The sequence below is a fragment of the Butyrivibrio hungatei genome (assembly GCF_001858005.1).
Classification (GTDB): domain Bacteria; phylum Bacillota; class Clostridia; order Lachnospirales; family Lachnospiraceae; genus Butyrivibrio; species Butyrivibrio hungatei.
In genome coordinates this window covers 1,436,548-1,461,325 of record NZ_CP017831.1, presented here as the reverse complement: position 1 = coordinate 1,461,325, position 24,778 = coordinate 1,436,548, and the positions used below count along the sequence as shown (strand labels likewise).

Annotated in this window: 27 protein-coding genes; all 27 read right to left on the bottom strand. The window is 39.7% G+C overall.

The features are described 5' to 3' along the window. Positions 1 to 4: 4 nt before the first annotated feature. The 27 genes from ylqF to bhn_RS06790 all read right to left on the bottom strand — a co-directional run bounded on the left by ylqF (position 5) and on the right by bhn_RS06790 (position 24,745). A complete protein-coding gene (gene ylqF / locus bhn_RS06920) occupies positions 5 to 880 on the bottom strand; it encodes a ribosome biogenesis GTPase YlqF (RefSeq protein ID WP_071176006.1) in 876 nt (291 codons plus the stop codon). Between the two features lie 16 nt (positions 881 to 896). Continuing rightward, positions 897 to 1,493 carry a signal peptidase I gene (lepB, locus tag bhn_RS06915; RefSeq protein ID WP_071176005.1) on the bottom strand — a complete coding sequence of 199 codons (597 nt, stop codon included), beginning with the start codon at positions 1,491 to 1,493 and terminating at the stop codon, positions 897 to 899. Positions 1,494 to 1,563: 70 nt separating this feature from the next. Further along, the gene (gene rplS, locus bhn_RS06910) at positions 1,564 to 1,914 is read right to left on the bottom strand and encodes a 50S ribosomal protein L19 (protein ID WP_071176004.1); all 351 of its coding nucleotides are present in this window, start codon (positions 1,912 to 1,914) and stop codon (positions 1,564 to 1,566) included. Positions 1,915 to 2,017: 103 nt separating this feature from the next. Beyond that, the gene (locus tag bhn_RS06905) at positions 2,018 to 2,440 is read right to left on the bottom strand and encodes a cytidine deaminase (protein WP_071176003.1); all 423 of its coding nucleotides are present in this window, start codon (positions 2,438 to 2,440) and stop codon (positions 2,018 to 2,020) included. A gap of 5 nt (positions 2,441 to 2,445) precedes the next feature. Beyond that, positions 2,446 to 3,390, bottom strand: a complete 945-nt coding sequence (locus bhn_RS06900) for an ABC transporter permease (protein ID WP_071176002.1) — start codon at positions 3,388 to 3,390, stop codon at positions 2,446 to 2,448. Further along, positions 3,387 to 4,529 (bottom strand): ABC transporter permease, encoded by a 1,143-nt coding sequence (locus bhn_RS06895; protein WP_071176001.1) that lies wholly within the window; start codon positions 4,527 to 4,529, stop codon positions 3,387 to 3,389. The genes bhn_RS06900 and bhn_RS06895 overlap by 4 nt, the downstream gene beginning before the upstream one ends. Then, positions 4,529 to 6,070 carry an ABC transporter ATP-binding protein gene (locus bhn_RS06890; protein ID WP_071176000.1) on the bottom strand — a complete coding sequence of 514 codons (1,542 nt, stop codon included), beginning with the start codon at positions 6,068 to 6,070 and terminating at the stop codon, positions 4,529 to 4,531. Before bhn_RS06890 ends, bhn_RS06895 begins: the two co-directional genes overlap by 1 nt. 153 nt (positions 6,071 to 6,223) lie before the next feature. Next, entirely contained in the window at positions 6,224 to 7,414 is a 1,191-nt protein-coding gene (locus bhn_RS06885; RefSeq protein WP_071175999.1) for a BMP family lipoprotein, read from the bottom strand. A gap of 48 nt (positions 7,415 to 7,462) precedes the next feature. Continuing rightward, the gene (udp, locus tag bhn_RS06880; RefSeq protein WP_071175998.1) at positions 7,463 to 8,239 is read right to left on the bottom strand and encodes a uridine phosphorylase; all 777 of its coding nucleotides are present in this window, start codon (positions 8,237 to 8,239) and stop codon (positions 7,463 to 7,465) included. Positions 8,240 to 8,329: 90 nt separating this feature from the next. Continuing rightward, the gene (rimM, locus tag bhn_RS06875; RefSeq protein WP_071175997.1) at positions 8,330 to 8,842 is read right to left on the bottom strand and encodes a ribosome maturation factor RimM; all 513 of its coding nucleotides are present in this window, start codon (positions 8,840 to 8,842) and stop codon (positions 8,330 to 8,332) included. 3 nt (positions 8,843 to 8,845) lie between these two features. Continuing rightward, complete coding sequence (gene trmD, locus bhn_RS06870; RefSeq protein ID WP_071175996.1) at positions 8,846 to 9,589, bottom strand: tRNA (guanosine(37)-N1)-methyltransferase TrmD; 744 nt, start codon at positions 9,587 to 9,589, stop codon at positions 8,846 to 8,848. Positions 9,590 to 9,648: 59 nt separating this feature from the next. Further along, positions 9,649 to 9,876 (bottom strand): KH domain-containing protein, encoded by a 228-nt coding sequence (locus bhn_RS06865; RefSeq protein ID WP_071175995.1) that lies wholly within the window; start codon positions 9,874 to 9,876, stop codon positions 9,649 to 9,651. 44 nt (positions 9,877 to 9,920) lie between these two features. After that, positions 9,921 to 10,166 (bottom strand): 30S ribosomal protein S16, encoded by a 246-nt coding sequence (gene rpsP, locus bhn_RS06860; protein ID WP_071175994.1) that lies wholly within the window; start codon positions 10,164 to 10,166, stop codon positions 9,921 to 9,923. A gap of 79 nt (positions 10,167 to 10,245) precedes the next feature. Beyond that, entirely contained in the window at positions 10,246 to 11,616 is a 1,371-nt protein-coding gene (gene ffh, locus bhn_RS06855) for a signal recognition particle protein (RefSeq protein ID WP_071175993.1), read from the bottom strand. Beyond that, entirely contained in the window at positions 11,616 to 11,966 is a 351-nt protein-coding gene (gene ylxM / locus bhn_RS06850; RefSeq protein ID WP_071175992.1) for a YlxM family DNA-binding protein, read from the bottom strand. Before ylxM ends, ffh begins: the two co-directional genes overlap by 1 nt. A gap of 80 nt (positions 11,967 to 12,046) precedes the next feature. Continuing rightward, complete coding sequence (locus bhn_RS06845; protein WP_071175991.1) at positions 12,047 to 12,892, bottom strand: AraC family transcriptional regulator; 846 nt, start codon at positions 12,890 to 12,892, stop codon at positions 12,047 to 12,049. 4 nt (positions 12,893 to 12,896) lie between these two features. Then, a complete protein-coding gene (locus bhn_RS06840) occupies positions 12,897 to 13,892 on the bottom strand; it encodes a glycoside hydrolase family 25 protein (RefSeq protein ID WP_161487308.1) in 996 nt (331 codons plus the stop codon). 95 nt (positions 13,893 to 13,987) lie between these two features. Beyond that, positions 13,988 to 14,866 (bottom strand): YitT family protein, encoded by an 879-nt coding sequence (locus bhn_RS06835; RefSeq protein ID WP_071175989.1) that lies wholly within the window; start codon positions 14,864 to 14,866, stop codon positions 13,988 to 13,990. 2 nt (positions 14,867 to 14,868) lie between these two features. Next, positions 14,869 to 16,095, bottom strand: coding sequence for a threonine ammonia-lyase (ilvA, locus tag bhn_RS06830; protein ID WP_071175988.1), 1,227 nt, complete (start codon positions 16,093 to 16,095; stop codon positions 14,869 to 14,871). A gap of 18 nt (positions 16,096 to 16,113) precedes the next feature. Further along, positions 16,114 to 17,043, bottom strand: a complete 930-nt coding sequence (gene ftsY, locus bhn_RS06825) for a signal recognition particle-docking protein FtsY (protein ID WP_071175987.1) — start codon at positions 17,041 to 17,043, stop codon at positions 16,114 to 16,116. Then, positions 17,043 to 20,600, bottom strand: a complete 3,558-nt coding sequence (smc, locus tag bhn_RS06820) for a chromosome segregation protein SMC (RefSeq protein ID WP_071175986.1) — start codon at positions 20,598 to 20,600, stop codon at positions 17,043 to 17,045. The genes ftsY and smc overlap by 1 nt, the downstream gene beginning before the upstream one ends. Beyond that, positions 20,581 to 21,294 carry a ribonuclease III gene (rnc, locus tag bhn_RS06815; RefSeq protein WP_071175985.1) on the bottom strand — a complete coding sequence of 238 codons (714 nt, stop codon included), beginning with the start codon at positions 21,292 to 21,294 and terminating at the stop codon, positions 20,581 to 20,583. The genes smc and rnc overlap by 20 nt, the downstream gene beginning before the upstream one ends. Positions 21,295 to 21,371: 77 nt before the next feature. After that, positions 21,372 to 21,608 carry an acyl carrier protein gene (gene acpP / locus bhn_RS06810; protein ID WP_071175984.1) on the bottom strand — a complete coding sequence of 79 codons (237 nt, stop codon included), beginning with the start codon at positions 21,606 to 21,608 and terminating at the stop codon, positions 21,372 to 21,374. Between the two features lie 52 nt (positions 21,609 to 21,660). Continuing rightward, entirely contained in the window at positions 21,661 to 22,671 is a 1,011-nt protein-coding gene (gene plsX / locus bhn_RS06805; RefSeq protein WP_071175983.1) for a phosphate acyltransferase PlsX, read from the bottom strand. 171 nt (positions 22,672 to 22,842) lie between these two features. Beyond that, positions 22,843 to 23,025 carry a 50S ribosomal protein L32 gene (rpmF, locus tag bhn_RS06800; RefSeq protein WP_071175982.1) on the bottom strand — a complete coding sequence of 61 codons (183 nt, stop codon included), beginning with the start codon at positions 23,023 to 23,025 and terminating at the stop codon, positions 22,843 to 22,845. Between the two features lie 125 nt (positions 23,026 to 23,150). Next, positions 23,151 to 23,609, bottom strand: coding sequence for a PaaI family thioesterase (locus bhn_RS06795; protein WP_071175981.1), 459 nt, complete (start codon positions 23,607 to 23,609; stop codon positions 23,151 to 23,153). 17 nt (positions 23,610 to 23,626) lie between these two features. Beyond that, positions 23,627 to 24,745 carry an SGNH/GDSL hydrolase family protein gene (locus bhn_RS06790; RefSeq protein WP_071175980.1) on the bottom strand — a complete coding sequence of 373 codons (1,119 nt, stop codon included), beginning with the start codon at positions 24,743 to 24,745 and terminating at the stop codon, positions 23,627 to 23,629. Positions 24,746 to 24,778 lie beyond the last annotated feature (33 nt).

Genomic DNA, 24,778 nt, shown 5'->3' with positions numbered 1-24,778 from the left:
CTAATTAGTCTGGTCTTTCAAGAGAAAGTCTGCCAAGCCTTCCATTTCTAAAATCATCAAGTAGAAGCGCAGATGCCCTTGAAATATCAGGAGTAGCCCCCTGTTTAAAACATTTTCTATTAATAGCTATAGCTGATAAAACAGCACTTGCTGGAGTCTGATACTGATCCTCCATAAGCTCATCTATTTGTTCATCAGTAATATTATACTTCTCAGAAATAGCATTAGGATAGTACTGTTTTAATATCTTGATAAGTTCGCAGGCAAGTTCATCTGTATCGATGTTCTCGTCATTCATAGAGCCAATAAATGCAAGATGAAGACCTACAGTCTGATCCTCAAATTTAGGCCATAAAATACCTGGAGTATCAAGAAGCTGAAGGTTCTTGCCAAGGGAGATCCACTGCTTACCCTTTGTAACACCAGGCTTATTTCCTGTCTTGGCAGAAGCCTTACCTGCAAGCTTATTGATAAATGTTGACTTACCAACGTTAGGAATACCTGCAACCATAGCTCTGATAGGTCTTCCAACAATACCTCTTTTTTTATCCTTTTCTATCTTTTCAGCACAGGCATTTTGAATGAGTTCCTTCACCTTACCAGCTTCATTACCAGTCTTGGAGTTCATCTCCATTACAAAATAGCCCTGTTTCTGATAATATTCTTTCCATCTTTTAGTAATAGCTGGATCCGCAAGATCAGCCTTGTTCAAAATGATGAGTCTGAACTTATTCTTGCCAAGTTCATCAATATCAGGATTTCTACCTGATGCTGGGATTCTGGCATCAGTAATCTCTATAATGATATCAATAAGCTTGATATTCTCCTGCATCATTCTGATTGCCTTAGTCATGTGACCAGGATACCACTGTAAATTCATCTAACTACCTTTCTTATCATTTGAGAACAAATCCACCGCCTGCATCAGCGGCTTTAAATTTGAACCAAACTTTTCCAACAATCATCTTGCCTGTTACAACACCAATGTTGGCACTGCGCGAGTCCTCACTGCTATTTCTGTTATCTCCAAGAACGAAATATTCTCCGCTCTTAAGCTTGATCTCATTAGCAGCTATACCTGCATCTTCCATTTTATCATATAATTCGCTATCTTCCTCAGCGATTTCTCCGTTTATATATAGTTTGCCATCAATGATCTGAACAACATCACCAGAGACAGCAACAACTCTCTTAACATAGTAATGAGAATTGGTATTTCCATTTGGTAAAAAAACTATAATATCGCCCTTAGATGGTCTAAGGATCTTGTATGAAAGTCTGTTTACTAAGAGAATCTGACCATTAGAAAAAGTAGGAGTCATTGAATCTCCTATATTGCTAACCTGCATGCCAAATACACTGACAAAGACAAACGCAAGAGCAACTGCAACAACTGTTACAAAAAGCCATGATAACACCTCTCTGATGATCTTAGGTGTTAATGTTTTCTTTTTCTGATAGAAAGAATATCTGTTTCTTTTCCTTCTAAACATACCCCGCACCTCATACTTTTATATGAAAAAAGGCAATTACTAAAAAGTAACTGCCCTTTTAAAACACAAATTATCTGGTAACAAGTTCCTTAACCTTTGCCTTCTTACCTGTGAGACCCTTAAGGTAGTTAAGCTTAGCTCTTCTAACCTTACCTCTTCTAACAACCTCAACCTTCTCAACGATAGGTGAGTGAAGTGGCCAAGTCTTCTCAACGCCAACGCCGTAAGACTCTTTTCTAACTGTGAATGTTGTACGGTTGCTACCACCCTGGATCTTCTTAACTGTTCCTTCGAAGATCTGTACTCTTTCACGGTTTCCTTCCTTGATCTTAGCGTGAACTCTTACTGTGTCACCTGTATTGAACTCAGGTGCGTTTGCGTTTAACTGCTCTTTCTCGAGCTCTTCGATAATTGTACTCATTTCTTTTCTCCTATTCTATGGACGTTCTTAATGCACCTATTGCAACAGAGGACCGTCTGATTTATACAACGCAGTATAATATAACACAATATTATGTCAAAAGTCAACCTAAAAGATCTTTAGGTCCGAATCTTTCTGGAAGTATTTCGGGTAAAGTATAGACTTTATACTCATCTTCTGACTTTGCAATGATAACGATAAACTCATCGTTGCAAAATTCACTCATAACCTGTCTGCATACTCCGCAAGGTGGGCAATAATCAAGTTCTTTTGCACCATCCTCGCCTCCAACAATAGCAATAGCCTTAAATTCCTTAACGCCTTCACTAACAGCCTTGAAAAATGCAGTTCTCTCAGCGCAGTTAGTAGGTGTATAAGAGGCATTTTCTATGTTGCAGCCTGTATATACTTCACCATTCTTTGCAAGAAGCGCAGCTCCCACATTGAAGTGGGAATATGGTGTATATGAGAAAAGTCTCATATCAAGCGCTCTGCGGATCAAACTCTTAATCTCATTCTCATTCATAATAATTACCTTGATCCCTTATCGTAAGGAATACCCTCAGCCTTAGGAGCTCTTGATTTCTGTGATGTAAATGCAAGTACGATAAGTGAAACAATATAAGGGAACATATTGTAAATAGTTCCTGGAATCTTAAGTGCCTGAAGGAAGCCTATTCCCATATATACATTTGACAATGATCTAAATACTGCAAAGAGTACAGCAGACCATGCAATTCTCTCAGGCTTCCACTGACCAAAGATCATAACAGCAAGAGCAAGAAAGCCTGCGCCTGCAACACCATAATCAAAATGCCATGTAGAGTTGGCAGCCGCAATATAAATAATGCCGCCAAGGCCTGCAAGAAATCCTGACAAAAGCACTCCTGAATATCTCATTACATAAACATTGATACCTACAGAATCTGCAGCCTGAGGATGCTCACCACAAGCACGAAGTCTAAGTGCAAATTTTGTTTTATAGAAAAAGATAATAGCAGCCACAAGAAGAACTGCAGCAATTACTATAAACCAGCTAAGCTGTAAGGGTCCGATATTAAACATAAAAGCATCATGTCCTCTGACATAATCAAGCTTAGCAGAGAAATCCGATCCCTTTGAACGGTTAGTGTTAAATGCCTTAACAATAACTGTAGCTGCAGCTGTAGCAAGCATGTTTACAGCTGTACCAATAAGTGTCTGATCCGCCTTGAAATAGATACATGCAACACCAATGAGCAGTGAAGAGATCATTCCTGCAAGAGCTGCTGCAACAAGTGTAAGAAACACAAGTGTAAATTTAGAAGCTGATTCTGGCAAAAGAACCATTACCATAGCACCAGCCATTGCACCAAATACCATTATTCCTTCAAGTCCCAGATTGATAATACCGCTTCGCTCTGAAAACATGCCGCCCAAAGCAACAAGGATAAGTACTGCTGAGAAGATGAGTGTATATTGGATCAGTAGTATCATCTCTGCACCTCCTTCTTTATTGACGCATTCTTATCAGCCTCAGCGCCAGACTTTTGCACCTTTTTAGGCCTATTGATTATAGATTTAAAGAAAAGCACAAATCCGCAGAGATAAATGATGATAGCGATCATCAGATCAGCAACCTGTGGATTGAAATAATTTGTATTAAGGTACTGACCACCAAGTGTAATATACTCAACGAAAAGACCTGCAACGATAGCTCCAATAGGATGAAGACCTCCAAGGAAAGCAACAGCAATTCCTGAAAAGCCCATTCCTGGAACAGATGAAGCAATCTTGTAATGCTCAATACTTGTAAGATAATAAAGAGCAGCTGCAAGGCCTGAAATAGCACCTGAAATAAGAAGTGTAAGCACAATATTTCTCTTAGCATTCATGCCCGCATACTTGGCTGCATCCTTATTATGTCCTGTAGCTTTGAGCTCATAGCCAAAAGTAGTCTTATTAAGAACAAGAAGGATAATGATAGCAACAATCACTGTAATAGGAACAGCAATTGTCATGTACTGGTTCTTACCAAACAGTTCCTGCAAAAATCCAGGAAGAATTCCTGATGGATTCTTGGCTGCTATATCATATGTCTCAGACTTGGTTGTATTCATGCAAGTCTCATTGCTAAGAACGATATTGCAGATATAAAGTGATATCCAGTTAAGCATGATACCGGCAATAACTTCATTGACATTACAGAAAGCCTTGAAAAAGCCACAGATAGCTCCCCATAAAGCTCCTGCGATCACAGCAGCAAGCAAACAGAAAAACCAATTCCAGCCAAGAGCTAGTGAAGTATAAAGGCTGGCAAGAATACCTACTGTATACTGTCCTGCTGCGCCAATATTGAAAAGGCCTGCCTTATATGCGAAAAGGATAGCTTCAGAGCAAAGAATAACAGGAACAGCCTTAACAAGGGTTGAACCAAGATAATACATAAGCTGCTGAGGCTTAGCACTAAACTTAAAGAAATTCTTAAGAATTGCCACCATTCCTTCTGTTGCATGAGCTGGATTCATGCAAAGAAGAATAATATAACCTAATATAATACCAAGGACGGCACATAGGATTGATGCTAATATAGTCTGAACTGCAGGTTTCTTAAAAAAACTAGACTTCTCTTTCATTACCTAAATACCTCCTTTCTCTCATCATGTTTAGCTCCGGACATATAAAGTCCAAGTTCTTGAAGTGTTGTTGTCTTAGGGTCAACTTCACCTACGATTTCACCGTCATGCATTACCAGAATTCTGTCTGAAAGATTCATAACCTCTTCAAGTTCAAGTGAAACCAGTAAGATAGCACATCCCTCATCACGCTGCTTGACTATTTCTTTGTGGATATATTCAATAGCACCAACATCAAGTCCTCGCGTTGGCTGTACAGCTACCAAAAGCTTATGATCTCTATCCATTTCTCTTGCAATAATAGCTTTCTGCTGATTACCTCCGGACATAGATCTAACAATTGTCTGAGCCCCACGACCAGATCTTACATCAAACTCTTCTGATAGCCTATCTGAATACTCTCTCATCTCATTCTTCTTGATGAAACCATGGTTAGAAAACTGAGGTTCAAAATATCTCTGAAGGATCATATTCTCTTCAAGAGTATAGTCAAGAACAAGACCATGCTTATGTCTATCTTCAGGGACATGGCTCATACCATGTGTATTCTTGTATCTGATAGATTTATGTGTGATGTCATCACCCATAAATTTGATAGTACCACTTGAAATATCATCAAGACCTGTAAGCGCCCCAATAAATTCAGTCTGACCATTTCCGTCAATACCGGCGATACAAACAATCTCGCCCTCTCGAACATTGAAGGAAACATTATGAACAGAATCATTCTGATGGATCTTACTCTTTACGCAGACATTCTCTACTCTGAGTATTTCCTTACCAGGTTTAGCTACTTCCTTGTCAACCGCAAATTTAACATCACGGCCAACCATCATAGATGACAGCTCTTCCTTGGTAGTATCTGCAACATTAACAGTACCAATATACTTACCTCTTCGAAGGATCGTACAACGGTCAGCAACTTCCATGATCTCATTAAGCTTGTGAGTAATAAAAAGAATCGACTTACCTTCTGCAGCAAGATTCTTCATGATCTTCATAAGCTCATCAATTTCCTGAGGTGTGAGTACCGCAGTTGGTTCATCAAAAATAAGGATATCATTATCTCTGTATAACATCTTAAGTATTTCAACACGCTGCTGCATTCCAACAGTAATGTCCTCAATAAGAGCATCAGGATCAACCTTAAGATTATATTTCTCAGAAAGAGCAAGAACCTTCTTTCTTGCATCTTTTTTGGTCAAAAAGCCAAATTTACTAGGTTCGGCTCCCAGAATAATATTATCAAGAACTGAGAAAATATCTACCAACATAAAATGCTGATGCACCATACCAATACCAAGGTCAGTAGCATCATTAGGATTTTTGATAGTAACCTCTTTACCATCTTTCTTGATTACGCCTTTCTCTGGTGTGTAAAGGCCAAAGAGAACACTCATAAGAGTCGATTTTCCTGCACCGTTTTCTCCAAGGAGTGCATGAATCTCACCTTTCTTTAACTGCAAAGTGATATCATCATTTGCAATTATGCCAGGAAACTCTTTAGTGATATGCAACATCTCAATTACATAATCATCCATAATTAAAAACACCTTCCTAACAAAATTTTTTCATGGCAAAACCATAATAATTTCCACTACTGATCTGTAATAGAAATTATTATGTTCTTGAAAAAAGGGAAGGAATAAAGTTTCCTTCCCTTTTGAAGAACAACATAAATTAGAAATATTTAATTAGTGAATGTTATCAAATGTTGTAACCTTGATAGCTGTTGTAGGCATAGCATCGATATTGCTATCTACTGTTACAGTGCCATCAGCCATTGACTTAACAAGAGCCTTGTAATCGTCAACTGTGAAGTTCTTCATTGACCATGTATCTGTTGGAAGCTGAACATAGTTAAGTGATGGATCATCACCTGAAACAATACCGAGGTTCTCGATCTTTCCTGAGTGAGCATCCCAGTTACCAGCAACTACATCTGTAAGTGTTGCATTAACTGTAGCAGCAAGACCCTTCATAGCAGATGTTACGCAAACACCTTCACCATAAAGTCCATCAATTGTGCCAGACTGATCAACGTCAACACCAACAAGCTTACCGTCTACCTTCTTAGCAGCCTCACCAGCTGATGTGAAGATACCGCCACCGCAAGCAAATACGATTTCTGTTCCGTTAGAATACCATGTATCCATTGTAGCTGTGATAGCTTCGTCACCGAAGAACTGTCCGCCGTATACATAGTTAACTTCTACGTCAGAAGCAATACCGAGCTCATTAGCTGCAGCGTCTGCACCCTGAACGAAACCATAACCATAACGAACAACAGCAGGAACTGCCATACCGCCAAGGAAACCAAGCTTCTTGTAGCCTTCCTTAACTACAGCATAACCAGCCATGTAACCAGCAAGCTCTTCCTGGTATGTGAATGAGCAAACGTTTGCAGGAAGCTCTGTAACACCAGCGCCTTCGAAGTCACCCTGTGAAACGTCAAGAGCAATGATTCTTACTTCTGGGTTAGAATCAGCTACTGATGCGATCATTCCAGCGAAAAGATATCCAGGAACAACAATTACGTTATAGCCATCAGCAACAGCATTGTTGAAAGCTGCTGTACGAGCCTCATCAGAGTCCTCTGTTGGCTTGTAGTACTGGAAATCAAGACCATTTGCCTTAGCGAAAGCATCTGAAGCCTCGTAAGTTGTCTGGTTGAATGACATATCTGTGATGTCACCAGAGTCTGTGATCATAGCGATCTTAATGTCAGATGTTGCCTCTGTGTTGTCTGCTTCTGGAGCTGCCTCTTCTGTTGCAGGCTCTTCTGTAGCAGGTGTCTCAGTTGCAGGTGCTTCTGTTGAACCACAAGCTACAAGAGAAGCTACCATTGTTGCAGCCATAAGTACTGCAAGGAATTTCTTTTTCATAATCGTCCTCCATTTTTTGATTGATGAAAATTTTTATAATAAAACCATTTAGGCTTTATCCCACTCAATAAGATTCTTAACCGCTTCGATTGTGGTCTTATAGACTATATCCATATCATGGACCTGAGGATTTGAAAGTCCTTTCTTGGCTCTTTCCTGATTGGCAACAACTAAAAGGATAGAACCTGTTCTGACTCTCAAATAATCTCCCACAACAAAGAGTGTAGAACTCTCCATCTCAGAACAAAGTGCACCGCACTTTATCCATGCATCCCATTTATACAAAAGCTCTGGTCCCACAGGCTTAGTCTCTGGCTCATGCTGACCAAAGAATGAATCCTTGCACTGTGCAACCCCAACGTGATACTTGGCGCCAGTCTTCTTGGCACCCTGTACAAGCGCTGTTACAACATCAAATGTAGCTACTGCCGGATACTCGATAGGAGCATATTCCTTAGAAGTTCCCTCTGCTCTGATAGCACCAGAAGCAATAACTACGTCTCCACCAATGACATCATCCTGCATTCCGCCTGATGTGCCCATTCTGATAAAAGTATCAGCTCCGCACTTTGCAAGCTCTTCAACACAGATTGCTGTAGAAGCTCCACCGATACCATGAGAAATAACACTGACCTTCTCACCATTCAAAGTGCCAGTGTAACAATTATATTCTCTGTTATATGCAACAAATTTGGGATCATCGAAGAAACTAGCAATATATTCACATCTTCCAGGATCACCTGTAAGAATGACATATCTGCCCACATCCCCCTTACCAACATGTGTATGGTACTGATAACCAGCACCTTCAGTATAATCTACCATAAATACCTTAATTCACTCCATTTAAATTAAAAGAAAATTTAAAAAACCCACTAATATTATAGATTAATTGATAATAAAAGTCATCATCAATTATAAAAGACCTGGAATCACATGTATCTTGATCTGCTTATTTTCTATATCAATATCCAAGATACAATCCTTTATGGCTGGAATATAAACATTCTCTTCGCCATCTTCTCTTTTCATTTCATAGACATCATTGGCTCCAGTCTGAATGACGTCTACCAATGTTCCGAGAACTGTTCCCTCTTCATCTACGATCGTAAGGCCAATAAGATCAGCACAATAATATTCCCCAGGCTGAAGCTTTATTGCATCCTTTCTCTCGATTGTAAGTTCACAGCCCTTTAACTTCTCAACTTCATTTATATCGTTGAACTGTTTAAACTTAACGATAACAAATTTCTTGAAAAATTTGGCACTCTGAACATCAAGTTCTATCTCTTCACCTCGCTTTGTATGAAGAGTTACCTTTTTTAACTTTTTAAATCTGTTTGGATCTTCAGTAGTAGGAAAAACGTTAACTTCACCATGAAGTCCATGGGTAGAGGCTATTACGCCAACTTGGAATCTATCTGTCATTTACTACCTCTTTCTCTTCTTTTTTTCAGGCTTTGGTGGATTTTCCAAAAGCCATTTTTCATAGAGATCAGGTCTGCGTTCCTTAGTTCTAATTATAGACTGTTCTAAGCGCCATTCATCAACTTTTTTGTGATCTCCTGAAAGCAGTATTGCAGGCACTTTTTTGCCCATCCACTCTTCAGGTCTAGAATACTGAGGGTATTCTAGGAGATTGTTGTTAAAACTCTCCGTCATAGCTGATTCATCATTACTAAGAACTCCAGGGACAAGTCTGGAAATGGCATCGATCATGACCATAGCTGGTAACTCACCACCAGTAAGTACATAATCGCCAATAGAAACATACTCTGTTACGATTTCTTCAAGAACTCTCTCATCAACGCCTTCATAATGGCCACAAAGAAAAATAATATCTTCTTCCTTGGCAAGTTCTGCCGCCATTTTCTGGTTAAATACGCTGCCCTGAGGAGTAACATAGATCACACGTGGCTTTTTATCTGTCTTTTCTGAAATCTTATTCTTAATAGACAAATAACAATCATAAATAGGCTGAGCCTGCATAAGCATACCAGCTCCGCCACCGTATGTATAATCATCAACCTTATGATGTTTATAGTCATTAGTATAATCCCTGATATTAACAGCATTAAAGGATATATAACCCTTATCACTGGCCCTTCCGGTAATACTGTTGGAAAGACTCTGCTGTATCATCTCAGGAAACAAAGTCATAATATGAAAATTCATAATCTTTCTCTTAAAAATGAGTCGAATAAAGTATTAACTCTATTCGACTCATATCTGGCTTAAACTATTTCAACATCAACCTTAACGTTTTCTCTAGTAGATGCTGCCTTAACTACAGCTCTGATTGCCTTAGCAATACGGCCCTGTTTGCCAATTACCTTGCCCATGTCTGAAGGTGCAACATGAAGCTCGATCATAATATTACGCCCGTCAGCCTTCTCGGTAACAACTACCTCGTCAGGATTATCAACAAGCGCCCTTGCGATTACTTCAACTAACTCTTTCATATGTTAACCTCCGGCATAAGTAATTTTTTAAATATCAATACAAATTACTTTGTGATACCGGCCTGTCTGAAAAGCTTTGCAACTGACTCTGTAGGCTGTGCACCATTAGCGATCCACTTCTTTGCAAGCTCCTCGTTAACCTTAACTGTGCTAGGATCTGTGTTAGGATCGTATGTTCCGATCTCCTCGATGAACTTACCCTGTACAGGGAACTTTGAATCAGAAACGATGATTCTGTAGAAAGGAACCTTCTTCTTACCAATTCTCTTTAATCTGATCTTTACTGCCATTTTAAATTTCCTCCATTAAATAAATAAAATAGAATTTTTAATTTTATATGTGTTAAACAGCATTTCGCTGAAAGACATATCAAAATGGGAATCCACCTTTGCCAAAGCCGCCAAGGCCACCAAATTTGCCAAAGCCTCTTTTACCGCCCATAAGTCCTGGCATCTGTTTCATCATCTTCTGCATCTGTTCAAACTGCTTGATAAAGCGGTTAACTTCTGCAATGTCATTACCTGATCCCTTAGCTATTCTGAACTTTCTCTGTGGGCTCATAAGCTTAGGATTCTTGCGTTCCTCAGGCGTCATTGAAAGCACGATGGCTTCAATTCTTGCAAGTTTCTTTTCATCCGGGAGCTGATCATCACTGATCTTGCCCATTCCAGGAAGCATTCCCATGATTGCTGAAAGGCCACCCATGTTGCGCATCTGCTTCATGCTCTCAAGGTACATCTCAAAATCGATCTTGCCCTTCTTCATTTTGGAAGCCATCTCGCGATCTTTTTCAATATCGCGTTCCTGATTTGCCTCTACAGCCTTATCAATAAGACTTAAGACATCTCCCATTCCAAGGATACGACTTGCCATTCTATCTGGATAGAACTGCTCAATATCTGTAAGTTTCTCACCCATACATACATAGATGATAGGCTTACCGGTAACAGCCTTGGTTGAAAGAGCTGCACCGCCTCGTGAATCACCATCCATCTTGGAGAGGATGATTCCATTGATGCCGACCTTTTCATTAAACTGCTCAGCAACATTAACTGCTTCCTGACCAGTCATGGCATCAACTACAAGAAGTGTATGATGAACTGTTACGGCATCCTTGATGTCCCTAAGTTCCTTCATCATTGCTTCATCTATCTGAAGACGACCAGCAGTATCAAGAATTACTACATTGTGGCCGTGTTCCTTGGCATAATCCATAGCTGACTTGGCAATCTTAACAGGACTAACATCTGTTCCCATTGAGAAAAAGTCAACTTCCTGTTTCTTGGCATTTACTTCCAACTGATCAATAGCAGCTGGTCTGTAAATATCGCAGGCTACCAAAAGAGGTTTTCTTTTGTTCTTAAGCTTGCCTGCAAGCTTGGCTGCTGTAGTAGTCTTACCAGCACCCTGAAGACCGCACATCATGATAACTGTGATGTACTTGCTATCCTGAAGCTGAAGTTCAGTAGCTTCAGAACCCATAAGATTGGTCAACTCTTCATTGACAATCTTGATTACCATCTGTGCAGGATTGAGTCCGTTTAAAACATCCTCACCGATTGCCTTCTCCTGTACAGCGTTAATGAACTGTTTAACAACCTTAAAGCTAACGTCCGCTTCAAGAAGCGCCATCTTGACTTCTTTTAATGCGAGCTTAACGTCATCTTCTGTTAACTTACCCTTACTCTTAAGCCCTTTAAAGGCATTTTGTAATTTATCTGTAAGACTTTCAAAAGCCATTAACTATTTAGCTCCTCTAATATATTACTGGAAATAGTGTTTACTTTGTTTCGAAATTCTATATCACTGATATCAGTGGATCCCTTGGAAAGCTTCTGCAACTGTTCTGCATTCTCCTTGATAGCTTCAAATCTTCTGATCATGTGAAGTCTATCTTCATATCCCTGCATGGTCTTGGTACATCTCTTGATAAGATCATGTACTCCCTGCTTGCTGATACCATGTTCATCTGCAATCTCAGTCAGTGACAGATCGTCATAAACAGCTGCTTCATATACTTTTCTCTGATGTTCAGTTAGAAGCTCGCCGTAAAAATCATACAACAAGCCTTGCTCTACGATTTTTTTCATGAATGACCTCTTCCGGCAAAATTGCACAATGAATATATTATACAAAATAATAATAGGTGTCAAGTATTTTTTCTTGACACCTATATTTTGACATCAGATGGTAAGATTCCAAGCTGATTTTTAAATGCTCTGCTAAAAGAGGAATAATCTTTAAAGCCACACTCAAGGCAGGCTGTAGTAGCCGGCATTCCTGACATTATCAGGTTTCTGGCCATCAATATCCTCTTTTCAGAAATGTACTGATGAACAGAATATCCAGTTTCATTTTTGAAGATCCTCATCATATGATATTTGCTCATAAAGAAGTGATCTGCAAGAAAATCGATTGAAAGATCTTTACTAAGATTCTCATTTATATATTCGATAAGATCCACAACTTTTCTGTTATATCTTGCCTCTGGCTTAAATCCGAAATTTTCCTCAATGCAGGCCTTGTTAAAAGAAATAAGGAACCGCAAAACATCGATCCTGGTAGTAAGCTTACCTGCGTACTCCTTATCCTCTATATTAAGATCCTCTTTGATCTTAATCAAAGAATCATAGATATCAGCACTTACATTTGCCGGAAATCTCACCACGTGGCTTGCCACTTCTTCTGTTTTATCAAAGGCATTTAAAAGACCATACTTTTCAAGGAAATCGTTACTCAGATAAAGAATGATCCTGTCATAATCCTTGCCATCACCAGCCTCAAAAACAGGCTTATGAATGGCATACCTGTTTACAAGCACAAAATCGAAGGGCAAAAGATCATACTCTCGCCCTTCGATTATATATTTTACATTTCCGCCAAGAACAAGTATCAGCTTATGAAAATCATGATAATGAAAAGGAACATCAAGCTTTTCACTATTTTTGATGTGAAAGAACTTATAATCCTGATTCAAATAACCCTTTTGTTCATAGCTTTTATCAATATTATTCATAGTATCAATAATCAGTTATACAAATGTTAAGGTCAACGTTTCCATCGATTCCATCCACTTTACCAGAATCTGTATACTGCCAGATATTAAAGTGATATGGATAATACTGTTCTTCTCCATAATATGCGATCCAGATGTCATAATCATCAACATCTGCTGCGTCCATAAGCAATGTAAAGGACTTAACATTGCCGTAGATCATAGGAGTATAGCCAGCCTTCTTGACTGTGTCACAGAAAGTCCTAGCTATAAGTTCATATTCATCAGTAGTCAGATTTAAAGTTCTGGCTGAATCAGACTCAGCAGACTCAACATCAATAACTACAGGGTATTTGATATCATAAGGCTCGATCATATCAAGAAGTATCTGAACTTCCTCACGGGCCTCCTGCTCATTGATAGCCTGTGTGTAGAAATACACACCAACATCAATACCATTCGCTAAAGCGCCTTCAATATTATCTGTAAAGCAGTCATCTAGAACGATCTTGCCCTCAGTATTACCTCTAAAGCCAACTCTGATAAATGCAAAATCTATGCCCTGTGCTGCAACCTTCTCCCAGTTGATCTTACCCTGGAATCTTGATACATCAACGCCCTGTTTCACTTTAACATTGATATCAGGACCCACATATTCAAGAAATCCCTTGTCATTATAAGCAAAATCTCCCTGTGAGAATCCGTGATGCTCAATCTGGTCAGATATTGGGAAGAAGTAATATCTTCCTGCACTTGCAACAACTATCTGATCAGGGAAAAGAGATCTGATTGTAGCTGTAGTGCCTTCACCAGCTTCAAGCTTTTGCTGGATCATGTCTCTAAAAGACTTCTTAGTCTTTTCCTCAGCCTCTTTTTTAGCTTCATCAAGCATGATCCTGGCTTCTGACTCTGTATAGTAGCCCTCATTGTTAAGAGCTTCCAACTCGCTCTTGACTGCCTCTTCTTCTCTCTGAAGAGTTGCATTCTTGATAAGCAAAGTGATACTAAAGATAAATGCCATTACAGCAAGTAAGCTCAAAAATATAATAGAAATTATGTTATGAGTATTACGCACCCCTCGTCTCTCACGAGTGTCCAAGCTAGTATTATTCATAATTAGATTCTCTCATCAAAGTAGCTTTTGTATCCTTCACCGTAGATCTCACTTGCACTTGAGATGATCATAAATGCATTAGGATCCTCGTCTCTTACGATATCCTCAGCAAGAGGTGAAAGTCTCTTTTTAATTGCGCACATGATAACCTTCTTGTCTTCGCCGCTGTACGCACCCTTGGCAAAAACATGTGTTGCACCAATATCAAGCTCCTCAAGAAGTCTTGATGTAATGATATCAGGCTTGTCAGAAATAATATAGATAAGCTTAGCCTCATCTCTACCATATAAAACAAGATCAAGGCAATAAGATGTAACCATAACTGACATAAATGAATATAGAGATGCTTTGAAATCTCCAAATACAAATCCCGCTATCATCAGAATTACCACATCAGTCAAAAGATAAAGCATTCCAGTTTTGATATGTGGGTATTTAATTCTAAGTAATTTGATTATAACATCTGTACCACCAGTTGTGGCATGACATTTAAATACAAATCCAATAGCTACAGCAAGTATGGCGCTACCAAAAGTTGCACCAAGAAAAGTATCCCTCACAATAAAGCCTGATAAATACTTGGTACAAAGATCAGTAACCCAGGAAATAACTGCAGTACAATAAATCGTAGAAACAGTAAATCTAATACCAAACTTCCATATCGCTATGATCAAGATAGGAATATTCATGATCATGAACCAAAGACCAGTACCAATATTAACGATACGATTTAGTACGATGGCAAGACCTGTAAGTCCTCCAGGCGCTATATTATTTGGATCGATCATAAGTGCTGTAGCTGCTCCATATAAAATAGCACCCAATGTTATGAGTCCATACTCTGCGATTCTTTTTGTTGTTTTAGATTTACCGATTTTCATTTTTAAATATTCGTCCTTACTATCCTTGGCTGATAGCCATTTTCATTAAGAGCATTCATTATCTGCTCTTTGTGCTCGGTACCGAAGGCCTCAAGTGTGATCCTAAGCTCAACGGCCGCACTTCTGTTAATAGATACAAACTGGTTATGCTCAAGCTTGATAACATTACCATTTACATCTGCAATAATTCCAGAAACTCTTGAAAGTTCACCTGGCTTATCTGGTAAAAGAACTGAAACTGTGAAGATTCTGTCTCTCATAATAAGACCCTGCTGAACTACAGATGACATTGTTATAATATCCATATTACCACCTGACAATACACAGGCAACCTTTTTGTCCTTAACATCAAGCTGCTTGAGCGCAGCAACTGATAAAAGACCTGAATTTTCAACTACCATCTTGTGATTTTCTACCATATCAAGGAAGGAAACTACAAGATCTTCATCAGGAACTGTGATGATCTCATCAATATTCTTGGAGATATATGGGAATATCTTCTCTCCTGGCTTCTTAACAGCTGTACCATCAGCAATGGTATTAACTGTTGGAAGTGTCACAACGTGTCCAGCTTTAAGAGATTCCTGCATGCAGTTAGCACCAGCTGGCTCAACTCCAATAACTTTGATCTTAGGGTTAAGTAGCTTTGCAAGTGTAGAAACGCCTGTAGCAAGTCCGCCTCCTCCAATAGGAACAAGAATGTAATCAACTGTTGGAAGCTCTTTGATGATCTCCATAGCGATCGTACCCTGTCCTGTAGCTACATCAAGGTCATCAAAAGGATGAACCATTGTATAGCCGTTCTCTTCAGCAAGCTTGCAAGCATGTTCATAAGCTTCATCAAAGACATTACCATGTAAAACAACTTCAGCTCCAAGAGCCTTGGTTCTGTTAACTTTAATAAGAGGTGTAGAAGTTGGCATTACGATAGTAGCTTTAACACCGTAAGCTTTGGCAGCATAAGCAACGCCCTGAGCATGGTTACCAGCAGAAGCTGTTATAAGTCCCTTTTTTCTCTCTTCATCTGAAAGAGTTGTGATCTTATAATAAGCGCCTCTAACCTTGTATGCACCGGTTCTCTGAAGATTCTCAGGCTTGAGATAAACCTTGTTGCCAGATAAGTTACTAAAATAATCGCTGTAAATAAGCTTTGTTTCAAGAGTTACTTTTTTTACATCTTCATAAGCTTCTTCAAATTTATCAAGTGTCATCTTGCTATCGTCTGCCATTTCTAGTCTCCTCGCTTTTTAGTCTTTTTTGTCAAATTCAGTGAGTGCTGTAACAAATTCATCAGAGTTGAATCTCTGAAGATCATCGATTCCTTCACCAACTCCAATAAACTTAACAGGAATATTAAGCTCTGATACGATTGCTACTGCAATTCCGCCCTTTGCTGTTCCATCAAGTTTAGTTAGGATGATACCTGTCAGATCTGCAACTTCTCCAAACTCTCTAGCCTGAATGATAGCATTCTGACCAGTTGTTCCATCAAGAACGATAAAGTTCTCTCTGCAGATATCAGAAAGCTCCTTATCAATGATCCTGTTCATCTTGGCAAGCTCTTCCATAAGATTCTTTTTATTATGGAGTCTACCGGCAGTATCAACAATAAGGATATCACAGCCTCTTGCCTTATATGCACCTACCGCATCATAAATAACGCTGGCAGGGTCAGCACCTTCTTTGCCCGCAATAAGAGGTACATCAGCTCTGTTAGCCCACTCTCTGAGCTGCTCTGTTGCAGCTGCTCTATATGTATCAGCCGCAGCAATCAGAACTTTTTTGCCCCTGTTTTTGTAAATAGATGCAAGCTTACCAACCGATGTTGTCTTGCCAACTCCATTTACACCGATAACAAATATAACTGTTTTCTTATCCTCAAAATCATAGGCATGCTCGTCAGTCTTCATCTGCTGTCTGATAATAGAAATAAGCAGTTCCCTACAATCATTAGGATTATTAATCTTTTGCTTCTTGACCTCTTCTCTGAGCTGATCCATTATCCTGCTGGTGGCATTTACACCAATATCACCCATGATCAGGATCTCTTCAAGCTCTTCGTAGAAGTCCTCATCGATACTAGAAAAGCCACTAAATACATTGTCAAAGCCTTTTGTAATATTATCTCTTGTCTTTGACAGGCCCTCCTGTAATCTACTAAAAAAATTATTAGCCATTAATTCGTAAGCTCCTTATCAATAAGGTTGACACTAACAAGAGTAGATACCCCCTTCTCCTGCATAGTGATACCGTAAAGTCTGTCAGCACTTTCCATTGTACCACGCCTGTGGGTGATTACAATAAACTGTGTACTTGAAAGCTTATGCAGGTACTTGGCAAAACGTACTACGTTGTTTTCATCAAGCGCCGCCTCAATCTCATCAAGAAGACAGAATGGTGAAGGCTTAAGATTTTGGATAGCAAAAAGAAGCGCAATAGCTGTAAGTGCCTTCTCACCACCGGACATCTGCATCATATTAACAAGTTTCTTTCCTGGTGGCTGAGCATTGATCCTGATTCCTGCCTCAAGGACATCCTCGTCCTCAGCAAGTTCAAGGCTACCCTTACCGCCTCCAAACATCTCTTTAAATACCTTATCAAACTCATTGTTAATAAGTCTGAACTGTTCAATAAACTGCTTACGCATTGACTCATCAAGCTCTTTGATGATCTCTTTGAGCTGTCTTTCAGCCTCAATAAGGTCATCATGCTGAGTCTTCATGAATGTGTATCTCTCCATGAGGTTCTTATAATCCTCGATGGCGTTGACGTTTACATCGCCAAGCTTTCTGATGGAGTCCTTAAGAGAATTAGTTTCTTTTCTCATGGCAGGAACATCAGTCATCTCTTCATCTCTAAGTTCAGCAGCGTCTGAAAGAGTAATCTCGTATTCATTCCACATGTAGTTAATATGTGACTCAATAGATTCCTGACATTTTTCCTTCTTGGAAGTAAGTCTTATTACTTCCTTCTCAAGGTCAGACATCTGCTTGTTAAGTTCTTCTGTCTTTCCAAAGAATTCCTTCTGTGACTCAGAAAGAGCAAGCTTCCTCTCCTTCTTTTCATCAAGTTCCTTGGTAGCACCAGACTGGACATCTGCTGAAGCCTCAATAGTAAGCTTGATCTCTTCGATATCATGCTTGTTCTGTTCAAGTGCTGCAGCATTCTCAGCCATAGCTTCCTGAATCTCTAAAAGAGCCTTCTCTTCAGTTTCAATATCAGCATCTACACGATCGATATTTTGCTGCTGGAATTCCTGCTTCTGAGCAATCTTCTCGTACTCGATATCCCACTTAGAAACCTTTTCGTTCTCAGCTTCTTCGATCTGGTGGAGCCCTTCAAGTTCCTTCTGGAACTTTTCAACTTTCTCTGTGCAGAGCTTTTCAGTATTTTCAGATGATAAAAGAGCTGACTCAGCCGCTTCTTTTTCTCTGGCGATCTCTTCGATCTTGTTCTCTATCTCATCATTCTCAGCCTTGAGGTCGCTATAGCCAGCCTTCTGTTCTTTCTGTCTCTCTTCCTCATTCTGAACATTAAGTCTTGCAGTATTCTGCTCGATGAATTTTCCCTGAAGTTCTGTTCTAAGTTCTTCAGAAAGAGTTCTGAGTTCATTTCTCTTAGCCTTGGCTTCCTCGATTTCTTTCTGGAGAGTATCCATCTGTTCCTTGTACTTCTTGACATTCTTCTCCATGTCATCCATCTCACGACGTCTTCCAAGGAGATTGCTGTTATTCTTGAAAGCACCACCACTGATAGCGCCACCAGGAACAAGAAGTTCACCCTCAAGGGTAACCATACGAACAGTATAATTATATTTTCTTGCGATCTTGACCGCATTATCTACGTTGTCTACAGCAACGATCCTGCCAAGCATAGCCTTAGCAACAGATCTGTACTTAGGATCAGTATCTACTAGCTCATCAGCCATTCCTAAAACACCAGGCTCGTTAAGTGCCTCTTTTGCCTTGAGTTCAGGAGGATTATCAAGTGATGTAAGAGGAAGGAATGTAGCTCTACCTGCCTTTGTATCCTTTAGATATCTGATCATCTTCTTGGCCGTTTCTTCATCGTCAGTAACGATGTTCTGGATATTTCCGCCAAGAGCAACCTCGATAGCTGTCTCATACTTTGGCTCTGTCTTGATGATATCAGCTACTACGCCAATAATACCTTTAGTATCATCCTTGCGCTCCATAACTTTCTTGACAGAGCCGCCGTAACCTTCATATCTCTCAGTAAGGTTAGCAAGAGCTTCAAGTCTTGATTTTTCCTGCTGATAAAGCCCTTGAGTCTTACGAAGCTCAGCATCCTTCTGTGTCATGCTCTCTCTGATAGAAACAATCTCCTGGTCCGTCTCTTTCTGCTTCTTGTTCATCTCAGAGATCTCAGCTGTGATCCTGTCAAATTCATCCTTGAGTTTCTGAATAGTCTCCTGCTGCTTGGACTCGTCAGACTGTGCTCTAACAAGCTTACCAGTAAGCTCGGCCTTTCTGATGTTGACCTGCTCCTTCATAGTATCAAGGGATGAAAGCTTGGATTTAATAGTAGCTCTATTATTAAGAGTCTCAATGATTGTGCTCTTGCACTCCTCGATCTCGTCATTGATATTAGAGATCTGTGTAAGTACCCTATCGAGCTCTTTTCTAGCTTCATTTCTACTCTCAGAAAGCTTCTCAGCTTCTGAATCTATAACATCTTTTTCTGCCTTATACTTTTCTTTTTCTTTATTCTTATCAGCAATCTTAGCCTGCTCATCTTCGATACGGGTCTTGTAATGAGCATCATTTGTAGAAGCTGCCTTGATCTTCTCGTTTAAGATACCGATCTGTCCTTCAAGCTTCTCTCTTTTTACAGAAGAATCTGTGATCTTTGCTCTTGCTTCATCGATCTCTCTATCGAGGGTTTCAAGTTCTTTCTGGATTTCCTCATAGCTAACCTTGGCATTTTCGTAATTATCTTTTGCCTCAGCAAGTGAACCATTAGCAATTTCAAGGTTTTTCTCAGCTGCATCAAGCTGTTCCTTCTGATTCTTGTTTTCAACAAGGAACATATTAACATCCAAAGTCTTGAGCCTTTCACGGAGCTTAAGATATTCCTTGGCAACCTCTGACTGCTTCTCCAAAGGTCCGATCTGTTTTTCAAGCTCTGATAAGATATCACTAAGTCTTGTGAGGTTGATCTTTTCCTCTTCAAGCTTCTTGATAGCAGTCTCTTTGCGGGACTTAAATTTAACGATACCGGCAGCCTCATCAAAAAGATTACGTCTATCCTCAGGCTTACTGGAAAGAATCTGGTCGATCTGGCCCTGTCCGATGATAGAATAGCCCTCTTTACCGATACCTGTATCCATAAAGAGCTCGTTGACGTCCTTGAGACGACATGCTGAGCCGTTGATCATATATTCACTCTCTCCAGAACGATAGAGACGTCTGGAGACAGTTACTTCATCATAATCGATTGCAAGTGAATGATCTGAATTATCCAAAGTGATGGCAACATAAGCGTAGCCCAAAGGCTTACGAAGCTCAGTTCCCGAAAAGATAACATCCTGCATGGATCCTCCACGCAGCTGTTTGATACGTTGCTCACCAAGGACCCATCTGACAGCATCGGCAACATTACTCTTACCTGAGCCGTTAGGTCCTACAATACCAGTGATTCCGTTGTGAAAATCAAATTTTATTTTATTAGCAAATGACTTAAAGCCATGAATCTCAATGCTCTTTAAATACATTGTTCTTTTTCTTTAATACAAGAAGCGCCTCATAAGCAGCCTTTTGCTCGGCAGCTTTTTTGGTTTTTCCTGACCCCTCTCCCAAATTCTTATCTCCAACAAAAACGCGGACATCAAATATTTTATCATGTTCAGGACCACTTTCGCCACATATTTCATATCTGACAGCTCCCAAATTTTGCCCCTGGGCAATCTCCTGAAGTATAGATTTGCTATCACTGAACATCTGCATGCTCTCAACGTTTGTGAGCACATATGTATCAATAAAGCGCTTGGACTCTTCGATTCCGCCATCCAGGAAAAGAGCTCCTATAACAGCTTCCATCATATCTGCTATGATAGACTCTTTATTCCTGCCTCCTGTGGCCTCTTCGCCCTTACCAAGCTGCATATATTTCTTGATGTTAAGTTTCTCTGAAGCAAAAGCAAGTGCAGGCTCACAAACAAGTGATGCTCTGATCTTGGAAAGTTCACCTTCCTTTTTCTGAGGATATTTTCTAAAGAGAAATGCACTTGAGATCATCTCAAGAACTGCATCTCCAAGGAATTCAAGTCTTTCGTAGTCAGACTTTTTGTTTATCTTTTGCTCATTAACAAAAGAGCTGTGAGTAAAAGCCTGTGTAATAAGTGCCTTATCCTTAAATGTATATCCGATTGCTTTTTCAAAACTTTCAATATCTGCTGCTGTAAGCATAATTACCTCTTTTAAATGGAAATGAGGCAGTTTTTATTCTGCCTCATCCAAAATGCATTATCAAATCCGAATAAAAATTATTTATCTAAAAGTGCTGTCTTAAGAAGCTCTACTGCCTCGCCAACAGTTGTGATGTTTTCAGTCTTCTCAGGATCAATCTGTACATCAAACTCATCCTCAAGACCCATGATGATCTGGAAAAGATCAAGTGAATCAGCACCAAGATCCTCAGTAAATGTTGTCTCCATTGTGATCTCCTCAGGATCAACATTTAAAACATTTGCAATAACTTCTTTCATCTTTTCGAATTCCATAATAATCGACCTCTCTTACTGTCAAAAATATAATAAAAATATAATCAATGCCTTAGTTTTCTTGCGAAATCTTTGCACTAATTTTCTCGTTGATCTTTTGCTCAGTGAAGGTTACGCACTGAAGGATTGAATTCTTGACCTCAACCGCGTTAGCACTTCCGTGAGTCTTAACTACAAGACCTTTTAGTCCCAGCATAGGGGCTCCGCCGTACTGATCCATGCTATAGTTTGAAAGTGACTTCTTAAGATCATCTTTAATAAGAAGTGCACCAATCTTGGTCTTGAGACTGCCCATAAGACTCTTCTTGATAACATGCATAAGTGACTTGGCAACGCCCTCGTACATCTTGAGAATAACGTTACCAGTGAAAGCCTCGCATACGATAACGTCTGCGAAACCAGCTGGAATATCTCTAGCCTCGATACTTCCAATAAAGTTAATATCTGGACAATTTTTAAGAAGCGGGAATGTCTCCTTAACAAGAGCGTTACCCTTCTCTTCCTCAGCACCAATGTTGACAATAGCAACTGTTGGATTCTTGATGCCCATGATATTCTCCATGTATACAGTTCCCATCTTGGCAAACTGAACAAGATGATTGGATCTGGCATCAACATTTGCGCCGCAATCTATAAGTAGTGAGCTTCCCTTCTCCGTAGGAATAAGTGGAGCAAGTGGTGCTCTGTCTACCCCCTTTAATCTGCCTACGATAACCTGTCCACCTACAAGTGTAGCGCCGGTACTACCAGCTGAAACATAAGCATCTGCCTCACCATGATTGACCATGTACATAGCCTTAACGATGGATGAGTCTTTCTTTTTTCTGATGGCCATTACTGGTGGCTCAGCCATCTCTATAACCTCAGTAGCATCAACAATCTCGATTTTTTCCTTGTCATACTGATATGCTGAGAGTTCCTTCTCAACAACTTCCTTCTGACCAACAAGGAAAACCTTAAGATTAGCTGACTCACTGACAGCATCAACAGCTCCTTTTACTGTGACAAATGGAGCATTGTCTCCACCCATTGCATCAACAGCAACTCTTACAAGCTCTGACATGTACGCATCCCCCTGTCTGATTTTTGACTTATTCTAATATACTAGGTTAAAAACCAAAAATCAATAGAATATAAAAGCAATATTTGGGGGATTTTAAGCATAACAAAAGGCTCTCCGAATCAAATCGGAAAGCCTTATAAATCGGAACATATAAGGTGAAACAAAAACTAATTAAGCCTCAACTTCTACAATGCTCTTCTTGTTATAATAGCCGCACTTCTTGCATGCCATATGTGGCTGCATAAGAGCTCCACAATGACTGCACTTAACAAGAGTTGGAGCTGTCATTTTCCAGTTAGCTCTTCTCTGGTCTCTGTGGCCTTTTGATGACTTATTCTTTGGGCAGATTGACATTTGAGTAACACCTCCTTACAGTAACCGTATAAGAAACTGCCTATGTTTTAAGGCAATTGTTTACGTTTATTCATTAGCATACCTATGTAGTATACCCATGAGACTACTATTTGTCAACAGTTTTTTTATTGACCAATTTTAAGATTGTCTTCAAGAACATTTACCTTGCTTGCAAAAAATGAAAACTCACCGCTATCAAGGAGATTTCCACTATCATCAGTGACTCTGATATCAAATACAAGAATATGTTTGCCGGTCTTTAGCTTCATGCACTCACAATAAATATATTCTGTATTAACTGCAGGCAAAAGAAAATTAAGATTGGCAGAAACTGTTGTCACATATCTTCCACTCATGCTTCCTGTTGCCCCGGCCATGGCATCTACAAAAGAAAGAAGCGCTCCCCCATGGATACTTCCATAGCTGTTATGAAGCCTCTCATCGCATTTGATCCTGGACTTACTATAGGTACTACTAAGTTCAAGGATCTCAAAACCAATAAATTGATTATATTTATTGCCGTAAAGCTCATCAATAAGCTTTTCTCTAATGGCATTTTCTTTTTCATTTCTTGCTTTTCTCATTACTAAATAGACTCCAATTAACGATTAAATATTTCTTTTATATAATCCACGAGAACTTTGCTGGCTTCAAGATGTGCTTGTGCTCCAGGATGCATATGTGCGCCAAAGGTTCTCATAGTTGTATTTGGAAGCTGGAAGAAAGATACGTTGTTGTCACCGCTCTTTTCTCTATATTTGTTAATAGCCTCTGTAAGAGTCAGATTAAGATTGCTTTCAAGCATTCCATAAGCCCAGATGATATGGGCGTGATGATTGTGTTTTCTAAGCATCTCAAGGAAAGAAATTGCTGCATTGACAACCTTAAGCTCATCTTCTCTATTATAAGAACCATCTTCATTCTTGCGCTGCTTGAACGTAGCTCCAAGCTCTTCAATATAAAGAGGCGGCTGTTCAAAGGCTGAAGCATCATTTGTTCCAAGGTTAACTACGATAACATCAGGCTGCCAGCTGTCAAAATCGTAAGGATCCTGTGTTCCAAGAGCCTCATTAGAAGGTCCCATAGCAAGGCCACAAACCTTTTCATATATTGAAGGAATGTTATGTCTTACATCATTATCCCAGCCGCAGAAAACTCCCCAGCCTCCCTGAGAAACAATGTGGTAGTCAGCATTCAAAGCCTTAGCTGTCATTGTAGCATAGTTGACAGAAGCGCTCATGTACATTGCAAGCCAGTCTACATCAGTGACTGCTCCGTAGCTGCCCTCGCCAGATGTGATACTGTCTCCGATAAATTCAATCTTAAGATCATACTTAGGAACTTCCATAAACTCGCCGTCAAGTCTAAAGCCCTTAACAAGCACCTTGCACTTGTCATCCTCACTCATGGCCTGAAGTTCTCTATAGAATCTGACTCTCTTAGGAGTGTCAGGATTCATGTTTCTAAAAAGACAAATGCTGTGCTCTCCAGCAAGGACCATCTGTCTACCCATGAAAGCACCGTTGAGCTCATAGGCAACCCATGGTTCATGGAAATCATTGTCAGTTTCAAAATCGATCCAAAGATCAGAACCTGTAACAACAACCTCTACTGCGCTACCATTGAACAAAAGAGGAAGCGGATCTCTCACCTTTCCTAGTCTTCCAAAAATATTGATTTTCTCAACTTCACTGATAGGTACAAATCTTAATTCTGCCATGTTAGCCCCCTTGTTGTTTAGTATAAGTACCTC